The 22,476-nt window shown below is 72.3% G+C and carries 15 protein-coding genes and 1 pseudogene; 9 read left to right on the forward strand and 7 right to left on the reverse strand.

The window, feature by feature from the left end; all coding sequences use genetic code 11:
- Positions 1-25: 25 nt before the first annotated feature.
- Together ACFIF2_RS01715 and ACFIF2_RS01720 are read right to left on the reverse strand one after the other, a co-directional pair.
- On the reverse strand, positions 26-5,401 hold the full coding sequence (locus ACFIF2_RS01715) for a hypothetical protein (protein WP_395570625.1): 5,376 nt from the start codon (positions 5,399-5,401) through the stop codon (positions 26-28).
- A complete protein-coding gene (locus ACFIF2_RS01720; protein WP_395570626.1) occupies positions 5,398-6,834 on the reverse strand; it encodes an esterase/lipase family protein in 1,437 nt (478 codons plus the stop codon). Before ACFIF2_RS01720 ends, ACFIF2_RS01715 begins: the two co-directional genes overlap by 4 nt.
- Positions 6,835-7,059: 225 nt before the next feature.
- On the opposite strand from ACFIF2_RS01720, the gene ACFIF2_RS01725 reads away from it, so the two are divergent.
- The 3 genes from ACFIF2_RS01725 to ACFIF2_RS01735 all read left to right on the forward strand — a co-directional run bounded on the left by ACFIF2_RS01725 (position 7,060) and on the right by ACFIF2_RS01735 (position 11,263).
- Positions 7,060-7,701 carry a TetR/AcrR family transcriptional regulator gene (locus ACFIF2_RS01725; RefSeq protein WP_395570627.1) on the forward strand — a complete coding sequence of 214 codons (642 nt, stop codon included), beginning with the start codon at positions 7,060-7,062 and terminating at the stop codon, positions 7,699-7,701.
- A gap of 100 nt (positions 7,702-7,801) precedes the next feature.
- Positions 7,802-9,424, forward strand: a complete 1,623-nt coding sequence (locus ACFIF2_RS01730) for an MDR family MFS transporter (RefSeq protein ID WP_395570703.1) — start codon at positions 7,802-7,804, stop codon at positions 9,422-9,424.
- A 246-nt stretch (positions 9,425-9,670) separates the two neighbouring features.
- A complete protein-coding gene (locus ACFIF2_RS01735; RefSeq protein ID WP_395570628.1) occupies positions 9,671-11,263 on the forward strand; it encodes a hypothetical protein in 1,593 nt (530 codons plus the stop codon).
- Positions 11,264-11,287: 24 nt separating this feature from the next.
- Here the strand turns inward: ACFIF2_RS01735 and ACFIF2_RS01740 are convergent, their stop codons facing one another.
- Positions 11,288-12,511 carry a phosphatidylserine/phosphatidylglycerophosphate/cardiolipin synthase family protein gene (locus tag ACFIF2_RS01740; RefSeq protein ID WP_395570629.1) on the reverse strand — a complete coding sequence of 408 codons (1,224 nt, stop codon included), beginning with the start codon at positions 12,509-12,511 and terminating at the stop codon, positions 11,288-11,290.
- A gap of 329 nt (positions 12,512-12,840) precedes the next feature.
- On the opposite strand from ACFIF2_RS01740, the gene ACFIF2_RS01745 reads away from it, so the two are divergent.
- Complete coding sequence (locus ACFIF2_RS01745) at positions 12,841-13,293, forward strand: flavodoxin family protein (protein WP_395570630.1); 453 nt, start codon at positions 12,841-12,843, stop codon at positions 13,291-13,293.
- A gap of 28 nt (positions 13,294-13,321) precedes the next feature.
- On the opposite strand, the gene ACFIF2_RS01750 is transcribed toward ACFIF2_RS01745, so the two are convergent.
- The 4 genes from ACFIF2_RS01750 to ACFIF2_RS01765 all read right to left on the reverse strand — a co-directional run bounded on the left by ACFIF2_RS01750 (position 13,322) and on the right by ACFIF2_RS01765 (position 18,784).
- Positions 13,322-13,723 carry a BlaI/MecI/CopY family transcriptional regulator gene (locus ACFIF2_RS01750; protein ID WP_395570631.1) on the reverse strand — a complete coding sequence of 134 codons (402 nt, stop codon included), beginning with the start codon at positions 13,721-13,723 and terminating at the stop codon, positions 13,322-13,324.
- Between the two features lie 71 nt (positions 13,724-13,794).
- On the reverse strand, positions 13,795-15,582 hold the full coding sequence (locus tag ACFIF2_RS01755) for a hypothetical protein (protein ID WP_395570632.1): 1,788 nt from the start codon (positions 15,580-15,582) through the stop codon (positions 13,795-13,797).
- Between the two features lie 120 nt (positions 15,583-15,702).
- Positions 15,703-16,374: a lytic polysaccharide monooxygenase gene (locus ACFIF2_RS01760; RefSeq protein WP_395570633.1), complete on the reverse strand. Its 672-nt coding sequence runs from the start codon at positions 16,372-16,374 to the stop codon at positions 15,703-15,705.
- A gap of 250 nt (positions 16,375-16,624) precedes the next feature.
- A complete protein-coding gene (locus ACFIF2_RS01765; protein WP_395570634.1) occupies positions 16,625-18,784 on the reverse strand; it encodes a DUF1996 domain-containing protein in 2,160 nt (719 codons plus the stop codon).
- A 257-nt stretch (positions 18,785-19,041) separates the two neighbouring features.
- On the opposite strand from ACFIF2_RS01765, the pseudogene ACFIF2_RS01770 reads away from it, so the two are divergent.
- From ACFIF2_RS01770 to ACFIF2_RS01790, 5 genes and pseudogenes are all read left to right on the forward strand, one after another.
- A pseudogene (locus ACFIF2_RS01770) lies at positions 19,042-19,841 on the forward strand (SDR family NAD(P)-dependent oxidoreductase).
- A 124-nt stretch (positions 19,842-19,965) separates the two neighbouring features.
- Positions 19,966-20,661, forward strand: coding sequence for a class I SAM-dependent methyltransferase (locus ACFIF2_RS01775; RefSeq protein WP_395570635.1), 696 nt, complete (start codon positions 19,966-19,968; stop codon positions 20,659-20,661).
- A gap of 127 nt (positions 20,662-20,788) precedes the next feature.
- Positions 20,789-21,121, forward strand: a complete 333-nt coding sequence (locus ACFIF2_RS01780; RefSeq protein WP_395570636.1) for a gas vesicle protein — start codon at positions 20,789-20,791, stop codon at positions 21,119-21,121.
- A gap of 36 nt (positions 21,122-21,157) precedes the next feature.
- The gene (locus tag ACFIF2_RS01785) at positions 21,158-21,661 is read left to right on the forward strand and encodes a gas vesicle structural protein GvpA (protein ID WP_395570637.1); all 504 of its coding nucleotides are present in this window, start codon (positions 21,158-21,160) and stop codon (positions 21,659-21,661) included.
- Positions 21,658-22,476: a GvpL/GvpF family gas vesicle protein gene (locus ACFIF2_RS01790; protein WP_395570638.1), complete on the forward strand. Its 819-nt coding sequence runs from the start codon at positions 21,658-21,660 to the stop codon at positions 22,474-22,476. The genes ACFIF2_RS01785 and ACFIF2_RS01790 overlap by 4 nt, the downstream gene beginning before the upstream one ends.

Consider the following 22,476-nt stretch of genomic DNA (forward strand, 5'->3'; position numbering starts at 1 on the left):
TCGGGCAGCGGTCGGGAGCAGTTGGTCAGGGGTGGGTGTCGGGGTGGGTGTCGGGGTGGATGAGATCGGCCAGTTCCCCTGCTCCGGTCAGCGCAGGGGAATGTCCGGCAAGGTTGCGGAGCCGGATCGCGTAGGCCCGGCGCTGGGTGTCGGTGCCGTGCTCGGCGAGGGCCCGGGCATGGTGACATGCCTGGTCGGTGTCGCCGTCGGCCGCAGCGGACACGATGGCGAAGAACGCCCCGGTGATGTGGGTGAGCAGGTCCGGACGAGCGGCCAGGATGCGGCGCATCAGCGGTACATCCGCGTTGTCGACCGCGGCGAAGGCGTGCTCGGCCGCGATGTCCACGTCCGTCACGATCTCGTAGACCTGGTCGTGAGGGATGCCGTCTTCGGCGAGCTGGAGGATGGCGAGGTGCCGGCGCGCCTCGGGGGCGTCCACCCCGGCGAGCAGTGCCTGGACTTCCGGTGTGCGCAGGGTGCTGTCGTGCTCATCCAGGAAGGTCTTGGACTCGGTCCAGGTGGGGGTCGCGACCCAGTCCTCGAGTGCCCGGCGCATCTCGTGGTCGTGTCTGCCACGGCCCAGGACAGCATCGAGGCCTTCGGCGTCGACCTGGTCCAGGACGTCGGTGAGGTCGTCGATGTCCGGGCTTTCGGGGAAGAGGGCCGCAACCAGTGTCAGGCCGCGGCGGAAGTCAGGTTGCCTCAGCCGGTCACCATGTGCGCACAGGAATGCGTCGGCGGTGGGCCAGTCGGTGACCCGGACCCATTGGTTGAGAAGGTCCAGAACGTCGCCGGGGAGCGGGACGACGGCCCAGTCGGGCAGCCGCGCGTCCTGGATGCCGAGGCCCGCCGCAGCCCCCCGTACCTGTTGCCGGGCCCGGCTCAGGGACGATCGGTCGCCGACGACGCAGGCTTGGGCCGCCCGGACGAGTTGTTCGACCGCGAGACTTCGATCAACGTGTGCGGCGAGATAGGCGGCGTAGTGAGAACGAAGTTCCGCTTGCGCGAGCGGGTTGGGCCTCAGGTCGGCGATGGCTCCCTCCCAGGCGGACGTGGCGGCCTCGGTCCCGCGCTGCTGGTTGGAGAGGTTGTTCAGGAACGTGACGAGGTTGGAGAGGCGGGCTCCAGGACCGGCCTGGGCGATGGTACGGCCGATCTCGACAGCTTCGGTGATCGACGCCAACGCCGCCCGACGGTCCCCCGCCGCGCCCTGGTGGTTGGAGAGGTTGTTCAGGGACATCGCGAGGTCGGGCAAGTACGCGGCGGGACTGGCCTGGACGAGGGTACGGCGGATCTCGACCGCTTCAGTGATCGATACCAACGCCCCCTGGCGATCCCCCGCCTCACCCTGCCGGTTGGAGAGGTTGCTCAGGGACGTGGCGAGGTCGGGGAGGTGGGCGTCACGACTGATCCGGACGAGGGCACGGCGGATCCCGACCGCTTCGGTGATCGACGCCAACGCCGCCCGACGGTCCCCCGCCGCGCCCTGGTGGTTGGAGAGGTTGTTCAGGGACATCGCGAGGTCGGGCAAGTACGCGGCGGGACTGGCCTGGGCAAGGGCACGGTAGTGGTCCACGGCCTCGGTGATCGAGGCCAACGCCCCCTGACGGTCTCCCGCCTCTCCCTGGTGGTTGGAGAGGTTGTTCAGGGACGTGGCGAGGTTGGGTAGGTAAGCGGTGGGGCTGGCCTGGGCGAGGGTACGGCGGATCTCGACCGCTTCGGTGATCGACGCCAACGCCGCCCGACGGTCCCCCGCCTCTCCCTGCTGGATGGAGAGGTTGTTCAGGGACGTAGCGAGGTCGGGGAGATAGGCGGCAGGACTGACCTGGGCGAGGGCACGGCGGATCTCGACCGCTTCGGTGATCGACGCCAACGCCGCCCGCCGATCCCCCGCATGACCCTGGTGGCTGGAGAGGTTGTTCAGCGTCGTGGCGAAGTCGGGCAAGTACGCGGCGGGACTGGCCTGGGCGAGAGCCCGATAGTGGTCCACGGCCTCGGTGATCGACGCCAACGCCCCCTGACGGTCCCCCGCCGCACTTTGCTGGACGGAGAGGTTGTTCAAGGAGCCGGCGAGATCGGGCAAGTGGGCGGCGGGACTGGCCTGGGCGAGGGCACGGCGGATCTCGACCGCTTCGGTGATCGACGCCAACGCCGCCCGACGGTCCCCCGCCTCCCCCTGCGCGACGGAGAGGTTGTTCAAGGACATGGCGAGGTCGGGCAAGTAGGCGGCGGGACTGACCTGGGCCAGGGCACGGTAGAGATCCGCAGCCTCGGTGATCGACTCCAACGCCCCCTGACGGTCCCCCGCCTCACCCTGATGATTGGAAAGGTTGTTCAGAGACGTGGCGAGGTCGCCCAAGTAGGCGGCGGGACTGGCCTGGGCGAGAGCACGGTAGTGATCCACGGCCTCGATGATCGACGCCAACGCCCCCTGACGGTCCCCCGCCGCACTTTGCTGGACGGAGAGGTTGTTCAAGGAGCCGGCGAGATCGGGCAGATGGGCGGCGGGACTGGCCTGGGCGAGGGTACGACGGATCTCGACCGCTTCGGTGATCGACGCCAACGCCGCCCGCCGATCCCCCGCATGCCCCTGCTGATTGGAGAGGTTGTTCAGGGACATGGCGAGGTCGGCGAGGTGGGCGGCGGGACTGGCCTCAGCCAGAGCACGGTGGTGATGCACGGCCTCGGTGATGGACGCCAACGCCCCCTGGCGGTCCCCCGCTTCACTCTGATGGTTGGACAGGTTGTTCAAGGAGCCGGCGAGGTCCGGCAAGTAGGCGGCAGGACTGTCCTGGGCGAGAGCACGGTAGAGATCCACGGCCTCGGTGATCGATGCCAACGCCCCCTCCCGATCACCCGCCTCGCCCTGATGATTGGACAGGTTGTTCAGAGACGTGGCCAGGTTGGGGAGGTGGACGGCGGGACTGACGTCAGCCAGAGCACGGTAGAGATCCACGGCCTCGGTGATCGACGCCAACGCCCCCTGGCGATCACCCGCGTCCCCCTGATGATTGGACAGGTTGTTCAGCGACATGGCGAGGTCGGCGCGGTGGGCGGCGGGACTGGCATCGGCCAGAGCACGGTAGAGATCCACGGCCTCGGTGATCGACGCCAACGCCCCCTCCCGATCACCCGCGTCCCCCTGATGGACGGAGAGGTTGTTCAAGGAGCCGGCGAGGTCGGGCGAGTAGGCGTCGGGGCTGACCTGGGCGAGAGCACGGTAGTGATCCACGGCCTCGGTGATCGAGACCGCGGCGGCCCGCCGGTCCCCGGCCGCGGATTGGCGACGGCTGACGCGCTGGAGCTGCTCGGCGAGGTCGGTGGGCTGGACGTCACCGTCGGTCCGCAGGAGCGCGAGACGCCGGAGTTCGGCCCGCAGGGCGAGTTCCGGCAGACCGATCGTGGTGAAGGGGATGGCCGCGGACAGGTCGTCGAGCCACGGCCTCGCCGACTCGTCGTCGACCAGCTGCTCGAGGGCGGCCAGTGCGATACCGCCTTGTTCCGCGGCGATGCGCAGGACGGGCTTCCAGCGTTCCGTCCCGGCGGTGATCCATGCCTTCACCATGCGGGTGGCACTGTCGGGCTCCGCCATGGCGGCCCGGTTGAGCTGGCGCAGGGCGGTCAGGAGACGGTCGCCGTCGAGGCCGTCCAGGATGGCGGGGAGCAGGTCTTCGTCGTCGTGGAGTTCGTGCAGGGTGAGGTGATCGGCGATGGGGTCCGGACGTAGGACGAGGGGTTCGCCGGGGCCGGGTTGCAGGCACGTGGTCAGGGTGGTGCGGATGGTCTCGCGCCATGCCGCGTCGTCGGACAGTTCCTCGACGGCGCGCAGTGCGGCGTGCGTCTCCTTGCGTGTGGCGGGGGCGTGCAGGGTGAGGCTGGCGACGGCCCGGTTGAGGACGTCGAGCGGCGCGTCGGCGCCTCGGCCCAGGTGGGCGTTCTTCTTGTAGGTCTGGGCCCAGTAGGCGCGTTCGTGGGTGAGGACTTCTTCGTAGAGGTCCTCGCGGGTGGTGGGCAGTCGGCCGGGGCTGCGGGCGGCCAGCAGGGCCAGCAGGATGTGGTCGAGGGTGGTCCAGTCGGTGGGGGCGGCCCGGTCGGCGGCCTCGATGTCGAGTTCGTGATCGGGGCCGTGGTGGAAGGCGTGGGCGGCGCGGTGGAAGAGGACGGTGCCGGCGGGGTGCTCGGGCGGCAGGTGCACCGGGGTGCTCTCGCGGACGAGGTGGCCGTCGCGGTTCCACGCGGTGCGCAGGGTGGTGAGCCACTGGCCGTCGACGGTGCGGGCGGTCATGACGACGACGGCGGGTGCGGCGCCGCGGTCGGCGCGGCGTTTGAGGAGGGCCAGGAGGTGTTCGGCGTCGGCGGTGCGGGCGTCGGCGTAGTCCAGGACGATGAGGGTGGGAGAGACGACGGTGCCCAGCCAGTCTCGCCCGGTGGGCTGTTCGCGCAGGTAGCCGGTGTACCAGCCGTGGCGGATGGCCAGTCGATGGGCGAGTTCGAGGGCGAGGCGGGTCTTGCCCGCGCCGCCGGCGCCGTGGACGACGGTGACGCCGGTGTGGGGTCCGGCGGCCACGGTGCGGCACCAGTCGGTGAGGATGGTCAGCTCGTCACGGGCCTGGAAGGGCACCACCGCGTGCTCGGCGCGCAGCACCTGCAACGGCCGGTGGACCTGCGTGTCCAGCGGCACGTACGGCGCACGGAGGGGCTCGTCGGCGGGCCGCTCGGCGGGGGTGTGGGTGTCCTGCTTGCGCCAGGCGCGGCCGATGTCCACGGCCAGGCGCCAGTTCCACTCACGGCTGTAGCGGGCCCCTGCGGCAGCGGCGCCGGCGAAGGTGGCGCCGGCGCCGAGGACCGGTGAGTGGGGCAGGGCGTGCGCGGCGCCGACCGGGTCCAGCAGCAGCAAGGGTCTCGCCGGTCCCGTCGGGTCGGCCTGGACGAGTTCGTCGAAGTTGTCGGGACGGCCGGCCCATACCTCCGCGTCCGGCGTCCCGATGCCGTCCTCCTCGTCCGTGGCGTCGTCGATCCACACGCCGAGCAGGGCGTGGGCGGCGCGTCCGGATTCGGGTGGGTCGAGGATGAGGACGAGGGGGTGCAGGCCGGCGTGGAGGCAGGCGCCGGCCAGGATCAGGGCGAGGTCGAGGCAGGTGGCGTGCCGGGGGCACCACAGCACCTCGCCGGGCTGACGGACGACCTGGCGGCCGGGGTCGTCGGAGGGCGCCTCGTGGGAGTAGGTGACCGAGGCGCCGGCCAGTGCCTCGTACACCGCTCGGGCCTGCCCGATCCGGCTGTCGGCCGGGGGCCCGGGCAGGTGGAGCAAGGCGGCGACCTCGTCGGGCAGCACGTACTTGGCCAGCGCGGCCGGTTCCCCGTCGAGGGACCAGCGGGGCCAGGAGCCGGCCGGGCTCACGGGGCCACCACCGCGAGGGTGTCGGAGGAGGACAGGTCGCCGGCGCCGGGCACGGCCCGCGCACTGACGCGTACGTCGTACAGGCCGGGCTCCGGGCCGGTCAGTTCGGTGACGTAACCACCCCGCTCCCCGTCCCACTCCAGCCGCGCTTCCGCGACCGCGGCCCGCGGGCCGTGCACCGGACGCAGGGTGGCCCACACCGCGAGCCCGCCCGGGTCGGCCGTGGCCTCCGGAGGCAGGCGGTCCCCGCACAGCCGGACCTCGAGCGGAATCGTCGCCCCCCGGACGTGGAGTTCGTCCACGTCCAGGCCGAGGGCGATCTCGCGTTCCTCGCCCCGGGCCGCGGTCAACCGCTGCCGTTCCTCGTACGCCTGGACCAGGCCGGCCACCCAGTCGGCGGAGACGATGGGGCCGTGGCGGTCGCGTGCCCGCCAGCCGGAGGCGTCGTGGCCGTCCATCTCCACCGGCACGGCCGAGATCGCCGGTACGGTGCCGTCGCCGTGGTCCTCCTCCCAGCCCGCCAGCTCCAGCCAGCCCGGCGGCTTCTTGCGGACCTTGAGCGTGCGGCCGTCCCACACCGCCGAGCCCGCGGTGCGGTGACTCCAGCCCAGCCGGGGAACCACCTGGGGCTCGGCACCGGTGCGCGGCATGGCCTGCCACGCCTGCTCGATCTCCTCGTGCAGGGCGAAGCCGTGCTTCGCCGGGGAGCGGAGGTGCTCCAGGGGCACGTCGTGAGGGTAGAGGGGAGCCGCGGCGGCCGTGTCCCAGACCATCGGGTAGCGGGGCAGCAGCTCGGCCACCGACGGCCACTGCCCCAGCAGGTCACTCACCCCGTCCAGTCGGATCCCCGCCACACGTACTCCGTCGGCCAGCAACCGCAGTGCCTTCGGGGCGCCGCGGTGAGGGGTGCCGAGGGTGATCAGGGCCCGGCACAGCGGCCAGCCCTCCAGCGGCCCCAGCCAGTGACGGGCGACCAGTCCGCCCATCGAGTGGGCGACCACCACGACCCGGCCGGCCCGCTCGGACGGGGAGAGGTCCTTCAGCCGGTCGTGGACATCGGCCGCGAGCGACTTCGCGGCCTCCCTGACGCCGAGGCGGAAGTCGTAAGGGAACAGCACCACGTTCGCGGCCGGGTTGCGTGCCTCGGGGTGCCCGGTGTCGACGACCGTACCGGGCAGTGCCCGGAGGTTCGCCACCAGCCGTTCGTAACCGGGGACGACGGTCCAGCCCGGCAGCAGCCGCTTGGAGCGGATCAGACCGGTCGCCCGCAGCGGCTCGTCCGTCGCCAGCCGACCCGGTCGCCGCAGCAGGCCGGTGATGTCACCGAAGCCCGCGTCCCACGCCACCTCCGGCCGCTTCCCCCCGCTTCCAGGACGTTCCAGTACGCTGCCGCCGATCCCGGGCAGTACATACACCAGATGCCTACGTGCCATCGTCCCCCGCTTCCCGCCTGGGCCACCCCCGCGGCTCACGCCCCAGTGACTTCTTCTACCAGTAACCGGAAGGCGGCCGACGGAAGTTCCGGGAACGGCATCCATGGCGAGGTCGCCCGGTGCCGAGCCTCGCCGCCGATTTCCTCGTCGCCGTCGGCTTCCCGGCGGACCTCTCGGAGGCCGGCGCCCGCCGCTAATTTTGCATGGCGTGCATCTTTGCATATCATGCAACTTATGTCGGAGAAGAGTGCCGCGGGGGGCGGCCTGCGGGAGCGGAAGAAGCGGGCCACGCGTGCCGCTCTCGCCGAGGCCGCGGTGCGCCTGGCCGCCGAGCACGGGGCGGAGAAGGTCACCGTCGAGGCGATCAGCGCCGCGGCCGGGGTCTCCGTGCGCACCTTCTTCAACTACTTCGACACCCGCGAGGACGCCTTCGTCGTCATCGACGCGGACGCGGGCGGCCGCATCCGGCGTGCCGTTCTCGACGCGCCGGCCGATCTCTCCCCGCTGCAGGCCCTGCGCCGGGCTCTGGCGGCGGAGCTGGCCGAGGCGGAGCAGGACCACGAGCTGTGGCGCCTGCACGCCGAGGTGCTGCACGCCTCGCCCCACCTCCTGGCGCGCGGCGTCGGGGCGCACATGGCGGCCGAGGCGGCCCTCGCCGCGGCCATCGCCGAACGCCTGCGCGGCACCGGCGAGGGACCGCCCGCGGCTCCCGGCCTCTACCCGCGGCTGCTGGCCTCCGTGGCGCACGCCGCGGTGCGGACCAGCATGGACCACTGGTCGGCCCACCAGGACGAGACCGCCTTCCTCGACGTCTTCCACGAGGTGTTCACGCTCCTCGCCGCCGGACTTCCGGCGCCCACCGCGTAACCACCGCGCGCCGGGCGCCGGCGCGACACTTCACCACACCACCACCGAAAGAGATGCCGTGACCGCAGCACAGGCGCCCGCCGACGCGCCTCCCTCCGCCATGACCCAACGGCAGATACTCCAGGCCATGTCGGGCCTGATGGCCGGCATGTTCGTCGCCATCCTGGCGGGCACCGTCGTGTCCAACGCGCTGCCGACGATCATCGCCGACCTGGGGGCCAGCCAGTCCTCCTACACCTGGGTCGTCACCGCCGAACTGCTGGCCATGACCGCGACGGTGCCCCTGTGGGGCAAGCTGTCCGACCTGTTCAACAAGAAGCTGCTGCTCCAGCTCTCCCTGCTGATGTTCGTGGCCGGCTCGCTGCTGGCGGGCTTCTCCCACGACACCACGCTGCTGATCTTCAGCCGGGTCGTGCAGGGCATCGGCGCGGGTGGCCTGACCGCGCTCGCGCAGGTCGTCATGGCCGCCGTCATCCCGCCCCGGGAGCTGGGCAAGTACTCCGGCATCTTCGGTGCCGTGTTCGCCGTCGGCACCGTGGCCGGACCGCTCATCGGCGGCGTGCTGGTGGACACCGACTGGCTGGGCTGGCGCTGGTGCTTCTTCATCGGCGTGCCGTTCGCCCTGCTGGCCATCTTCCTGCTGCAGCGGACGCTGAAGCTGCCCACCGTCAAGCGCCAGGTGAAGATCGACTGGCTCGGTGCCTTCCTGATCGTCGCCGGTGTCTGCGCGCTGCTCATCTGGGTCTCGCTGGCCGGCAACCAGTTCGACTGGGCGTCCTGGCAGACCGCCGCGCTCGTGATCGGCGGCGTGGTGCTGCTGGGCCTGGCGGTCCTCGTCGAGGCCCGCACCGACGAGCCGGTGATCCCGCTCGACATCTTCAAGAACCGCACGGTCACCCTGACCACGGTGGCCAGCCTCCTCGTCGGTGTCGCCATGTTCGGCGGAACCGTCTTCCTCTCGCAGTACTTCCAGGTGTCCCTGGGCAAGTCGCCGACCGTCGCCGGTCTGATGAGCCTGCCGATGATCCTGGGGCTGCTGGTGTCCTCCACCGTCGCCGGGCAGCTGATCAGCCGTACCGGCAAGTGGAAGAGCTACCTGGTGGCGGGCGCGGTCATCATGACCGTCGGCCTCGCGCTGCTCTCCCTGATCGACGCGAACACGCACTTCGCCCTGCTCAGCCTCTACATGGCCGTCCTCGGTGTCGGCGTCGGCATGCTGATGCAGAACCTGGTGCTGGCCGCGCAGAACGACGTGCCCGCGGCCGAGCTGGGCGCCGCGACCTCGGTGCTGTCCTTCTTCCGCAGCATGGGCGGCACGATCGGTACCAGCGTCCTGGGCGCGATCCTCGCCAACCGGGTCGCGAGCGAGATGACCAAGGGGCTGGAGAAGGCGGGTGCCGCCGGTGCCGCCGAGGGCGGTTCGGGCGGCGGTCACGGTGCCGTCCCGGACATCGCCACGCTGCCCGCACCGATGCGGGAGATCGTGCAGCACGCCTACGGCGTCGCCACCGCGGACCTGTTCCTCATCGCCACCCCCTTCGCGCTGCTCGCGCTGGTCGCCGTGGTGTTCATCAAGGAGAAGCCGCTGAAGACCACCAGCGGCATGGAGCGCCTGGCCGAGGAGGCCGCCGGCGAGGCCGCCGGCGCGGTCTCCATCCCGGCACAGCGCTCCGGTGAGACCGCGTCGAAGGCGGACAGCGGACCGGCGTCCCCGGTCGCCTGAGCGAACCCGACGACCCGGAAGGGGCCGCGGCACCATGCGACGCGTGGTGGGCGGCCCCTTCCGCGTGCGTGCCGCGGCACCATACGGCCGGCGGGCGTGAGGCCGACCCCGGCGAGTGCTGCCGGGCCCACCCAACCCCGCTGCCGCGCAAGGCGGTTGGCCGAACATCGCAGTTGCACCTCGTGCAAACATTCTGGGAACCTCCGTTCGACTCACTGGTCGCACGAACAACGGAGGGGACCTCACATGCCCGAAAGCCGAATACGTCGCGTCGGGTTCGCGACAGCCGCCGCCGCGGCGCTCGCGTTCACCGGCCTCGCGGCGCCGGCCCAGGCGGAGGACCTTCCGCCGGACGTACCGAAGTCCTGGATCCAGGAACCCCGCGCGACCGAGGGCACCCCCGCGCCGAACAGCGCCCGCGCCTGGACCTCCCCCGGCGGCGCGGCCTCGCCCGGCGACTTCACGCTGTCACCCGGCGCGCTGAACGCCGAGACCACCAGGCGGGTCACCCGGCTGGACTCGGTGCTGCCCAAGCAGGGCGTGCAGAACCTGCTGGCCGGAGCGAACCGCGACGCCGATCCGTTCTGCTCCCGCGACCCGTTCGGCACCGCCCCGGACCCCGACCTGAAGTACTGCCTGGAAGCCGACGACTCGGTCTCCCGCGAGTGGGTCCCCCAGGGCTTCACCGGCGTCTCCGACGCCAAGGACAACGAGCTGTGGGGCGAGGCCGGCGGCATCAAGCTGATCGCCTCCTACGACGGCTGGGACCCGGGCCGGGAGGACGACCCGGCCCCGGGCGGCGACTGCACCGCCGCCGAGACGGAGGCCAACGACGCCTGCAACCAGAAGGGCGTCCGGATCACCTTCGTACAGAGCCGGACCAATCCGGCCACCGGCAGCCCCGAGGTCAAGTACCGGCACGTCCTGCTGGGCTGGACGTATGTGAACTCCGCCGACCATGTCTCCTTCGACGGGCTGCACGCCTCCGAATACCCGATCCAGAAGGGCGTCCACGCCGGCGGCATCGTCTGGTACGGGAACTACCTCTACGTCGCCGACACCCGCAACGGCCTGCGCGTCTTCGACATGCGCTACATCATGGACCTCAACCCGGACGGCGACGCGAGCACCAACGACGCGATGGGGTCGGACACCGACGGGGTGAGGACGACCGCCGACGTCCAGGACAAGACGAAGGTCGGCCGGCACAACAACGTCTGGTACAGCTTCGGCTACCGCTACGTGATGCCCCAGGTGGCCGCGTGGAAGTTCAAGGCGACGCAGAGCAACCCCAAGGGCTCCTACGCCTGTGTCTCCACCGGCGCCCCCAAGGCCTCCTACATCTCGCTCGACCGCAGCACCACCCCGGACCGCCTGCTCATGGGCGAGTACTGCCGTCCCGAGAGCGGCTACCCGTCCACCGGCCGCATCGCCTCCTACCCGGTCGCGGACCTGGAGGGACGCTCCGCCGACGTGACCGCCCAAGGCTGGGCCAACTACCTGCCGATGACCAGCGGCGGCGCCCAGGGCGCGGCGGCGTACGACGGCACGCTGTACGTGAACCAGTCCAAGGGCACGGACGAGCCGGGCAACCTGTGGCGCTACCGCTGGAGCGACGGCCGGCTGGTCCAGGACGGCCAGGCCGTGCCGACCGCCCGGGGCGCCGAGGACCTGTACGTCGAGCGCGGCGCCGGACGGCTGTGGTCGGTCTCGGAACACCGCCCGAACGTGGCGGCCGACTGCACCGCGAACCGGGACCCCGCCGATCCCGTGGGGACCGACTACTGCCAGCGGGTGCTCTACGGGCACAAGCTCAGCTGGCTCGACGGCCGGCCGTAGCCGCAGGGCGGCGGGCGGCCCGGGTCACAGGAACCGGCGGATGGGCAGGACGGCCCGCTCACGTGCCCGCTGGACCACGGACCGTCTCTTCCACCGGCCCGGACGGATCAGTTCGCTGACCGCCAGGTCGGCCTCGAAGTGCCGGTCCAGGGTCGCGGTGACGTCCTGGTCCAGGACGGCGAGCATGACCTCCTCGTCGTGGTCGAGCGAGCGGCGGTTGAAGTTCGTCGAGCCGATCAGGGCGGCGACGCCGTCGACGGTGACGACCTTGGCGTGCATCATCGTCGGCTGGTACTGGTGGATCCGCACCCCGCAGGCGGTGAGCTCCTCGTAGTGGTGCTGCCCGGCCAGCTGGCAGACCCGCTTGTCGGTGTGCGGGCCGGGCAGCAGGATCTCCACCTCGACGCCGCGCCGGGCGGTGGCGCAGAGCAGCTCCACGAAATAGGGGTCCGGGGAGAAGTACGCGGTGGCCAGCCGGACCCGTTCCTCGGCCGACTCCAGCATCACGCGGATCAGGGTCTGCATGTCCTGCCAGCCGAAACTGGCCGAACCGCGCACCACCTGCACGATGGCGTCGCCCTGCGGGCGGTGCTCCACGAACCGGTCCCGGTCGTCGAAGAGTTCGTCGTGGCACTCGGCCCAGTTCTGCGCGAACGCGGCGGCGATGCCGTCCACGGCCGGGCCCCGGACCTCGACGTGGGTGTCACGCCACTCCTGCGGGTTGCGGGCGTCGCCGCACCACTCCTCGGCGATCCCCACCCCGCCCGTGAAGGCGCTCTCCTCGTCGACCACGAGGACCTTGCGGTGGCAGCGGTGGTTCTGCTTGAGCGGCGAGAGGTACAGCGGCTTGCGGAACCACGCCACCTGCACCCCGGCCCGCTCCATCGTGCGCAGGTGTCCGGCATCGATCAGCCGGCTGCCGAACCCGTCCAGCAACAGCCGCACCCGTACGCCGGCGCGGGCCCGCTCGGCGAGGGCCTCGGCGAACCGGCGGGCGATGTCGCCCTTCCAGTACACGAACGTCATCATGTCGACCGTGTGCTCGGCACGGCGGATCCCGGCCAGCATCGCGGCGAATATCTCGTCCCCGTTGCGCAGGACCGTCAGCGCGTTGCCCTCGGTCGCCGCGATCCCGATCAGTCGCTCCAGGCGCCGCCGTATCCGCCTGACGCGGTCCTCGGCGGACGGCGCGCCCGGTGCCCACGGGGCGGTCGGGGTCAGCTCGGGCGGTTCCTGCGTACTGGTCACGGCATTCCCTGCCGGATCCCACGACGAGCGCCTCGGGCCGCGGTGCCCGGTCCGGCGCGGGCTGAGCGGCGAGCCGACTGTACCCCCGCTCGCGGAAATCGAACCCGGAGCCCGGACGGCCGGCCGGGAGCGACGGTGATCGTGTGACGGAAGTCCCAGACGTGGCGGGTGAGGGGCGACGTCCGAGCGCGACGGCCGCTGGTGACCGCCCGCACCAGGAGATGCCGTACGACGGGGGTGGTACTCCGTGCGGCCGACGGACCGTGCTCCTTGCGGCCGGCGGGTGGTGATGCTTGCGGCCGGCGGGTGCCGGACGGCAGGCTTCGGGGGTGGCCACCTTGCTCGTCGTTCATCACACTCCGTCGCCGAACTGCCAGGCGATGCTGGAAGCCGTCCTCTCCGGGGCGGGCGCGCCGGAGATCGAGGGGGTACGGGTGGTCCGGCGCGCGGCGCTGGCGGCGACCGCCGTCGACGTGCTGGAGGCGGACGGCTACCTGCTGGGCACCCCGGCCAACCTGGGGTACATGTCCGGGGCCCTGAAGCACTTCTTCGACCAGGTCTACTACCCGTGCCTCGACGAGACCCGGGGCCGGCCCTTCGGCTACTACGTGCACGGCGGCAGCGACACGACCGGCGCGGTGCGCGGCATCGAGTCGGTCACCACGGGCCTGGGCTGGCAGCGGGCGGCGCCGCCGGTGAGCGTGGCCGGTGAGCCCGGCAAGGCCGACCTGGAGTCCTGCTGGGAACTGGGGGCCACGCTCGCCGCCGGACTGATGGACTGACGCACGACGAGGCGGTCGCCGTGCGGCGTCAGTCGTCCCCCGCGTCTCCTGCGTTCCCCGCGTCCCCTGCGTGTCCCAGCAGGTCGCGCAGCAGTCGCTCGTCGTCCGGATCGAGGCCGGTGACGAAGCCGGCCAGCACCGCCGCCCGGTCGCTCTCGGCGTCCAGGACCTCGCGCATCTTCCGCGCGGCCAGGCCCGCCCGGTCGGCGGGGGTCCAGGCGAAGGAGCGGCCGGCGCGCTCACGGCTGACCGCGCCCTTCTCCAGCAGCCGGGTCAGGATCGTGATCACCGTGGTGTAGGCGAGGTCGCCGCCCAGGCGCTCCTGCACCCAGCCGGCCGTCGCGGGGCCGTCCGCGTCGCGCAGCGCCGCCAGCACCAGCGCCTCCAGCTCGCCCTGCCCGCGCCGCCGCGGACGCCGGTGATCCGTCACCGCCCGCCTCCTTCCGCCGCAGTCCTCGTCCGAGGCGACATCGTATAGAGGCGGCGGGCTCACCGTGCCGGTCAGTGGTCCGTGGAGCAGCAGCCGTCCGCGGCCCCGGTGGCCGGTGCGGGGCCGCGGCGGCAGAAGCAGGACGCCTCGACCGGTACGTCGGCCAGCGCGGCGGCTAGCTTCAGCTGCTGGGCCACGATCCGCGCCTCCCCCTCCTTGCCCAGGCGCACCAGGCATTCGTGGAGTCCGTGCAGGGACCAGACGTTGCCGGGGTGCTGCGAGGGGCGGGGCAGGGTGTCGTCCAGGCCCAGGTCGGCCCGGTAGACCGCCTCGGCCTCAGCGACCCGGCCCTGTTCGAGGAGCAGGGCGCCGTAGGCGTGCCGGGTGGGCTGCATCCAGCCCCACGGTTCGTCGTAGGGGAGGCTGTCGTCCAGTGCGACCGACCGTTCCAGGGCGGCGAAGGCGGCGGCGTGGTCGCCCTTGCGGTACTCCAGTTCGCCGTCGAGCATCGCGGAGGCGACGGCGAGGATGTCGGCGCAGGTGTTGTTGAACAGCGTGCGGCTCTCCGGCACCCGGGTCACGGCCTCGCGGAACAGCGCGCGCTCGGCCTCCGCCTCGTCGACCCTGCCGGTGGCGGAGAGGGCGACCCCGCGGGCGTAGTGGAGCATCGCGGTCGTCACGCAGTACAGGCGCGGATCGGCGGGCAGCGGCAGGCCGAGGATGTCGGTCCAGCGGCCGAACCGGATCAGGACGTGCACGCGCATGGCGAGGAAGCCCTCCAGCCAGTCGGCCATCGGCGGGCTCTCCACGCGCAGCAGTTCCTCGGGGACGGAAGCCTCCAAGCGCGCGGCGGCGTCGAGGGCGACCTCGTACTGGCCGAGGAACATCGCGCCGTAGATCCTGAAGTGGTGGTTGTGCGAGCGGTAGAGGGTGTAGAAGTTCATCGCCCCGGCCCGCGCCAGGTACTTCTCGTCGGCGGCGATGGCGGCGGTGTTGTCCGCCACCACGCGCCGGTAGTCGCCGCACAGCACCTCCAGGTGCGAGGGCATGTGCAGGAGGTGCCCGGCGTCGGGGACCAGACCGCGCAGCCGGTCGGCGACGGTGAGGGCGGCCTCCGGGGTGGGGGACATCTCCATCAGGTGGATGTAGAGGTGCAGGACACCGGGGTGCTCGCGTCCGCCCTCGGCGGCCAGGGCCCGGTCCAGGACGTCCTTCGCCTCCAGGGTGCGGGCGCCCTCGGCGGGCCGTCCGGTGCGCAGGTCCCACAACTGCCAGGGTGTCAGGTTCATCAGGGCGTCCGCGTACAGCGCGGCCACGTCCAGGTCGCCGGGGGCGAGTTCGTGGACGGCCCGCATGCTCTCGGCGTAGGGCGTGTTCCACACCGAGCAGTCCGCGGCGGCGTGCGCCTGCGGGTAGCGGGCGCGCAGGGCGCCGATCAGGGCGCGTTCCACGGGAGTGGCACCGGCCGCCTTGTCGTGGGCGCGCTCGACGGCGGCGTGGGTGCGCTCGACGGTCCGCGTCAGCTCGTCGCCGTCGAAGGCGTCCCACGGCTTGTTGTAGTTCGGGCCGAGGGCGTGGGCGATGCCCCAGTGGGCCATGGCGCAGTCCGGGTCGGCCGCGACGGCGGCCTCGAAGCAGGCGACGGCCTCCTCGTGGTGGAAGGCGTACGTCCACACCAGTCCTCGGTCGAACCACCGCTGGGCCTCGGGGGACGAGGTCGTCACGGGGCGGCGGTGGGTGCCGAGGTCGTAGTAGCCCGCGGTGTCCGTGAGGTGCGGGAGGGGCGTGAGGTCCGTGGCGTCCCAGGGTTCCAGCGGCTCCGGGGGGCCCGGCGGGTCCGGCGGGTGCAGAGGCTCCATGGGGGACGTATACCGCACTCGGGGGCGGTCACGGAGCACTTCGCGGGACGGTCGCACCCGACGGCGTCCCCGCCGGACGCGGTGCGCCCGGCGGGGGTGGGGGGATGGTGACGGCGCGGCTCAGCCGAAGTCGACGTCGCTGCAGAGGAAGTACGTCTGGTCCATGTGCGACGCCTGCCAGACGGTGTAGACGACGTGCCGGCCGCTCAGGCCCGAGGTGCTCACCGGGATCTCGTAGTTCTGGCTGGGCGCGTAGCGGCCGGTGGTCGCGACCAGTTGGAGGTCGTCCCAGCCGAGGGGCTGGGTGGCGGGGTCGAAGCCCTGGCGGCTGACGTAGACCTTGAAGTAGTCGGCGCCGTGGCTGGCCTGGTCGTACAGCTTGACCGTGAAGTCGTCCGCGACGGCCGTGGTCTTCCAGGCGCCCACGGCGTCCAGGGAGTTGTAGCGCCCGCTCTCGGTCCGGCCGCCGCTGCACAGCTGGCCGTCGGGGACGACGGCCTCGAAGTTGCCCCCGGAGCCGTTGCGGTAGAGGCCGTTCCAGTTCCACATGGCGTTGGGGTCGTCCTGCCAGGCCTGCCAGCACATGGGGTCTTCCTGGGCCATGGCCGGGTTCTGGAAGTCGTCGCCCCAGCGCAGCCAGCAGCCGTAGTTGCGGGAGGCGGGGTCGACGACCGAGCCGTGGGCGGCAGCGGTGCCGCTCCAGGGGATCAGCGTGAGCAGTGCCGCGGTCGCGGTGCCGAGGGCGACGGTCGACGCCCGCCGGACCCTTTTGATGCGATCATGACAAGCCATGATGCCCTTCTTTCCCGTGGGGGGACAGCGATGGAGGCCCGGGGTCGGGAGTGCGAAGAGAGCAGTCCAGTGGGAGCGCTCCCAACCCCTGCCGGGAACCAGGCTGCGCCCGGGTAAACGGAATGGCAATAGTCGAAACGCGCCAGTTGCCGTACGGCGATGGCGCGTTCGATGCGGTGAGGGCGGGGGGGAGGGCGAGAGAGGGCCGGCGGGTCGCCTGCCCTCTCTCGCCCGTCACCTCAGGCCGGTGTCACGTCGTACGCCGCCTGGTGCGGACCAGCAGCAGGCAGCCGCCCGCGAAGAGAACGCCGCCCACCGCGGCGGGCCACAGACCGAAGCCGGAGCCCGTCTCGGCGAGGCCGCCCCGCGTCGCCTGCGGTCCGGTTTCCGACCCGGTGCCGTCGTCACCGCCGCCACCGCCGCCCGTGGTCCGTGCCGCCTCCGGTGCGGCGACGGTACCTTCCGCGTCGTCCGGGCTGCCGGCGGGCGGGGTGGCGACGGGTGGGGTGGCGGCCCGGGGTGCGGCGCTCGGGGAGGCGTCGGCGTCCCCGCCCTGGTCCTGGGCCGGGGCTGCGGGCTTCTCCCCGGCGTTCTCCCCGGTGTTCGGCCCGCCGTCGCCCCCGTCCTGGCCGGAGTCCGCGGGCGCCGAGGCCGTGGCGGTCTGCCCGGCGGGGGGCCGAGAGGCGTCGGGAGCGTCGGTCGGCTGCTCCTGCGGGGCCTTGGTCGGGCTCTCCTGCGGGGCCTGTGACGCGCTCTCCTGCGGGGCCTCCCCCTGGCCCGGGTCCTTGGTCGGGCTCTCCTGCGGGGCCTCCCCCTGGCCCGGGCTCTCGCTCTGGCCCGGGTCCGGCCCGGGGGGCGTGTCCGCGCCGCAGGTACGGCCGGCGTTGATGCAGTCGGTCATCTCCCGCATCAGGTCCTCGTCGAAGACGTTGATGAAGTCGCTGTGGTCCGTGACCGGCTTGTGCAGTTGCTCGGGGAAGGAGTCCACGGCGAACAGCGGGACGGTCTTCCCCCCGTCCTGGAGGCTGGGCGCGTCCACGTCGTACACGATGCGCTGGACCAGTCGCGGAACGGCGCGGAACCCTTCGGGGCAGCTGCCGTCCGCGGCGGCGAAGGCCACGTGGGTGCGGTGGTTGGCGCTGTCGATGTTGCGTCCGTCCCAGCAGCTCTGGAAGGTGAAGGTGCGCACCACGTCGCTGCCGGACGGGCAGAGCGGGTACTTGTCCTTCAGCTGCCGGTCCTCGAAGCCGGTGCAGCTCCAGGAGGCGTTCGCGTTGGTGTTGCCGTTGACGAACGCCTTCGCGTCACCGGTGATGATGCGCAGCAGCCGCGGCATCTCAGTGACCTTGGCACGCTCGTTGCCCTCGAAGGTCAGCGTGACCTCGGCGGGCGTGACGATCTCGCCGGCGTTCCCCTCGACACCACCGCCGGGCGACTGGGCGTCCTGCTCGACGGTGCCGTTCTGGAGCCGGAGCACGGGCCAGTAGTACGAGGACTTGTCACCCTGGTCGGCGCAGCTCGTGCCGGCGGCGGCCAGGTCCTCGTCGCTGGAGAAGGCGTCGTTGTCCTGGTTGCCGACGTAGTCGTGGAAGTGGTGGGCGCCGTTGCTGACGCCCGGCGCGGCGATCAGGTTGTCCGAGTTGAACAGGCCCTCGGCGTTGACTCCGCAGCTGGTGGCGAAGGAGCCGCGCGAGGCGTTCTTCCGCAGAGGTGCCTTCACGACGTTGGGCTGGACGGTCTTGATGTCGACGTAGTCCGCCGCCACGGGTCCGTTGCCGGCCTGACCGCCGTTGCCGGGCTGCTGACCGTCCCCGGTCTGCCCGTCCCCGGACTGCCCGTCCCCGGACTGACCGCCGTCCTCGGCACCCTCGCCGTCCCCGGGGTCCTCACCCTTGCCGTCCTGCCGCTGTCCCTGGTCCGAGGTGCCGTCCGCCGCGTCGGCCGGCGCGGCCTGGGTACGGCGCAGGGTGCACTCCGCCAAGGTGTCCAGGCCCTGGGGGCGGTCGCCGGCCTCGTCGACGGCGGCGGCAATGCGCTCGATCGTCTCGGCGCGCTGTGTCCGCAACGGGTCGAGGACGGCGCCCTCGTCGATCCGGCCGTCGTCCGCCGTGCGTGCCGCCTCCTGCAGTTGCCGGTAGGCGGTGGCGATCTGCTCGTCCAGGCGGGCGAGTTCGGTATCGACGTCCGGCCGGGCCTGCTCCGGAACGGCCGTCAGCCGTTCGGTCAGGTCGGGGCAGTCGACCGTGACCGCCACCCCGGAACTGCCCAGGGGCACGGCCGTGTCGCCGGCCTCGGTCGCGGAGGCGAAGACGTTCACGGCCACCAGGCCGCCGCCCCCCAGTATCAGCGCGCATGCTCCGAAGGTCGCGCGGCGCGCCCCGGTCGGGCGTCTGCGCCTGTTGTGTCCCAAGACGTGCTCCTGTGTCGTGGCGGACTCGGACGTGGAATGCCCCCGGCTCCATACGGAGCCGGGGGCCGGAGCGTTCAGACGTCTCGGGGATTCTCAGCTTTCCCTCACCTCACGGGCGCGGGATCAGCCGCCCCTCGGGCGCGAGCACGGAGCGGCGGCGGGCGTCCGGCTCGCCCGAATGGCCCGCCCGCACGCGCGGTCCCGGGCCGCTCGACACCGAATGGAGGAGTCACGGCCCGGCACCGAAGGGAGGAGCCATGACCGGCAGCAGACCGCTCGCCCTGGTCACCGGAGCGTCCAGCGGAATCGGTTACGAACTCGCCAGGCTGTTCGGAGAGCACGGGTACGACCTCGTGGTCAACGCCGAGGACGACCGGCTGGAGCACGCCGCCCGACGGCTGCGGGAGACCGGCGCCGAGGTGCGGGCCGTACGCGCCGACCTCCGCTCCGCAGAGGGCGTGGACCGGCTGGTCGCCACGCTCACCGGGCTCACCGTGGACGTGGCGGCGCTCAACGCGGGTGTGGGACAGGGGGGCGCCTTCGTCGACACCGACCCGTCCGACGACCAGTCCGTCATCGACCTCGACGTGACGTCGACCGTGCGGCTCGCCAAGCCACTGCTGAGGGACATGGTGGCGCGCGGGGTGGGGCGGCTGATGTTCACCTCGTCGGTGGCCGCGACGATGCCGGGCTCCTACCAGGCGGTCTACAACGCCTCGAAAGCGTTCGTGCAGTCCTTCGCGCAGGCGTTGCAGGAAGAGGTGGCGGACACCGGCGTCACGGTCACCTCGTTCATGCCCGGCCCGACGGACACCGACTTCTTCCGGCGGGCCGGCATGGAGGACACCAGGGTCGGCACGATGGACAAGGACGATCCGCCGAGGTCGCCCGTCAGGCGTACGACGCCGTCATGAAGGGCCGTGGCAAGCTCGTCACCGGCTCGGCGAGGACCAAGGCCCAGGGCGTGGCGGACAGGGTGCTGCCGGACCGCGTCAAGGCCGCCGTGCACCGCCGGCTTGCGGAGCCGGGCACGGCGCCGGACGACGACGTCCACTAGGAGCCAGTAGACCCAGTGGGCTCAGTAGACCCAGTGGGCCCCGTAGACCCAGTGGACTCACTCGGCCCAGTGGGACGGGGTCGCCCGAAGGGGCCCTTGTCGGCGGCTCGGTCCCAGTGGAACGATGCCCGCGGCACCGGCTCACCCCGGCGGAAGGAACCTCGTGACGGACGAGCAGCAAAGGCGGCCGGCCGCCGCGGCGTTCGACGCGCTGGGCGCCGACTACGAGAAGGCGTTCGCCGGCTCGACGACGCACCGGCACTCACTGCAGTGGCTGCTCGGACGGCTCGCGCCGGGCAGCCGGGTGCTGGACGTGGGCAGCGGCACGGGCCGCCCCACCGCGGAGACGCTCGCGAACGCCGGACACGATGTGCTGGGTGTCGACGTCTCGCCGGTCATGGTGGAGCTGGCGAGCCGTCAGGTGCCGGCCGCCACGTTCCGGTGCACGGACATCCGTGACGTACCGCTCGCGGACGAGTCGTTCGACGCCGTGTGCGTGTACTTCTCGCTGCTCCAGCTGGCCCGGCGCGAGCAGGCCGGTCTCGTCCGGTACCTGACGCGTGCGCTGAAGCCGGAGGGACTCATGGTCCTCGCCACGGTGCCGCTGGACGTGGAGGGCGTCGACGCCACCTTCATGGGCCAGCCGGTGCGCGTGTCCAGCTTCACGGCGCAGGGCCTGACCACCGTGGCCGAGCAGGCGGGCCTGGAGGTCCTGGCGCAGGAGGCGACGCTGTTCACCCCGGCCCACCCCGAGGCCCGCCCGGAGCCGCACCTCTTCCTGCACTGCCGGCGCCGGCCCGCCACCGCGCCGGGCGCCTGACCTCCGCCGGCCGCCCGCCGCGCCGGAGGGCCCGGTGCGGCCCCTGACGGCCCCTCACGGCCCCTCACGGCCCCGGATGGAGGAACTGCGCACGCGCCGACCGGGGATCGCGGCCAGAGTGGGCAGCATGACAGATCCTGGCGAGCGACGGCGCGGCACGACGTCCACGGCCACGCGTGAGCGTGCCGTGCGGGGCGGCGGCGTGCGGGGCGCCCGGGACGCCGCCCAGTGCGCCGCGGACACCCTGTCCGAACTGATCCGGCACCGCCTGGAGGGAGTCTCCGCGGTCCGCCGGACCGACGACGGCGGCTGGCTCGTCAACGTGGACGTGCTCGAAGTGGCGCGCATCCCCGACACCACCAGCCTGCTCGCCACCTACGAGGTCGAGCTCGACGCGGCGGGCGACCTGCTCCAGTACCGCAGGGTCGCCCGTTACCGGCGCGGTGCCCAGGACCAGTGACCGGGCCGCCAGGCCCGCCCCCGGAAGGACCACCGCATGATCACCTACGACGACGAGGTCGTCTGCGCGCCCCGCGCGGGAACCCTCTACGACGTCCTGGAACTGATCCTCGACCGCGGCATGGTGATCGACGTCTTCGTACGCGTCTCCCTGGTCGGCATCGAGATCCTCAAGGTCGACGCCCGGATCGTGGTCGCGAGCGTCGACACCTACCTGCGGTTCGCGGAGGCCTGCAACCGGCTGGACCTGGAGCACGACGTGCGCTCCAAGACCGTTCCCGAGCTGTTCGGCGGTCCGGTCGCCAAGACCGTCGGCCGGGCGGGCGCCCGGCGGACGGCACGCTCCCTGACCGACAAGGTGCGGGACATCCTCACCCCCGAGGAGGAGGCGGCGGCGGAAGAGGAGGAGGCCCTCCCCCGTGAGCGAGCGGACCGCGGCCGCGCCCCCCAGCGGCCCCGCTCCCGTCCGGCCGCACGCCCCCGCGACGAGGACGACCGTCCGCGCTCCCGCCCCCGCCGCCGCACGACGGAGGAAGCATGACCGCGCCCGCCACCACCGCCACCAGCACCGCTGCTGACACCACCGCCACCGCCACCGCGGACACTGCCGCCTCCACCGCCCCTTCCGGCCCGGAGGCCCTGTACGTCTACGGCATCGCCCCCGAAGGAGTCAGCGCCCCCGGATCCGCCGGAGTCGGTGGCGCCCCGGTGCGGCTGCTGACCGAGTCCGGCCTGTGCGCCGCGGTGTCGTCCGCGCCGCTACGGATCCGGCCCCGGCGCCGTGACCTGCTGGCCCACCAGGCCGTCCTGGACGAACTGGCGGCACAGGGGCCGCTGCTGCCCATGAGGTTCGCCGTCCTCAGCCCTCGGCAGGACACCCTGCTCTCCCAACTGCGTGCCGACGCGACCCACTTGACCCGGCAGCTCGACGACGTCCGGGGCTGCGTCGAACTCAACGTCAAGGGCACCGTCGTACCAGGTCACTTCGCCGAACTGGTCCGCCGGGACGATAGCCTGCGGAACCTGGCCCTGCGCACGCGGCGGCGCCCGGACTACGAGGCCAATGTGCGGCTGGGCGAGGCGATCGCCCACGGGGTGCGCCGTGAGGCACGGCGCGCGGCCCGCGAACTCCTCGACCACCTGGCACCGTTCGCCGTGCGCACCGTACAGGGGCCCACCGACGACGAGCAGGTGCTGAGCGCGTCGTTCCTGCTCCGCGCCGCCGACGAGCGTCGTTTCCGGCAGGCGGTGGAGGACTGGGCCGGCACCCGCGGGGACCGGCTGGCGCTCAGTGTGACCGGGCCCCTGCCGTGCTACAGCTTCGTCGACCCGCGTCCCGCACCGGCCGGGCGGTGA

The organism is Streptomyces sp. BK79, from assembly GCF_044142145.1.
GTDB lineage: Bacteria > Actinomycetota > Actinomycetes > Streptomycetales > Streptomycetaceae > Streptomyces.

Bases quoted from the DNA above. Each gene is read 5' to 3' on its own strand.
- ACFIF2_RS01720 (WP_395570626.1), bottom strand. From the start codon at position 6,834: ATGGCACGTAGGCATCTGGTGTATGTACTGCCCGGGATCGGCGGCAGC.
- ACFIF2_RS01725 (WP_395570627.1), top strand. From the start codon at position 7,060: ATGCAACTTATGTCGGAGAAGAGTGCCGCGGGGGGCGGCCTGCGGGAG.
- ACFIF2_RS01775 (WP_395570635.1), top strand. From the start codon at position 19,966: ATGCCCGCGGCACCGGCTCACCCCGGCGGAAGGAACCTCGTGACGGAC.
- ACFIF2_RS01790 (WP_395570638.1), top strand. From the start codon at position 21,658: ATGACCGCGCCCGCCACCACCGCCACCAGCACCGCTGCTGACACCACC.
- ACFIF2_RS01785 (WP_395570637.1), top strand. From the start codon at position 21,158: ATGATCACCTACGACGACGAGGTCGTCTGCGCGCCCCGCGCGGGAACC.
- ACFIF2_RS01730 (WP_395570703.1), top strand. From the start codon at position 7,802: ATGACCCAACGGCAGATACTCCAGGCCATGTCGGGCCTGATGGCCGGC.
- ACFIF2_RS01760 (WP_395570633.1), bottom strand. From the start codon at position 16,374: ATGGCTTGTCATGATCGCATCAAAAGGGTCCGGCGGGCGTCGACCGTC.
- ACFIF2_RS01780 (WP_395570636.1), top strand. From the start codon at position 20,789: ATGACAGATCCTGGCGAGCGACGGCGCGGCACGACGTCCACGGCCACG.
- ACFIF2_RS01755 (WP_395570632.1), bottom strand. From the start codon at position 15,582: ATGGAGCCTCTGCACCCGCCGGACCCGCCGGGCCCCCCGGAGCCGCTG.
- ACFIF2_RS01735 (WP_395570628.1), top strand. From the start codon at position 9,671: ATGCCCGAAAGCCGAATACGTCGCGTCGGGTTCGCGACAGCCGCCGCC.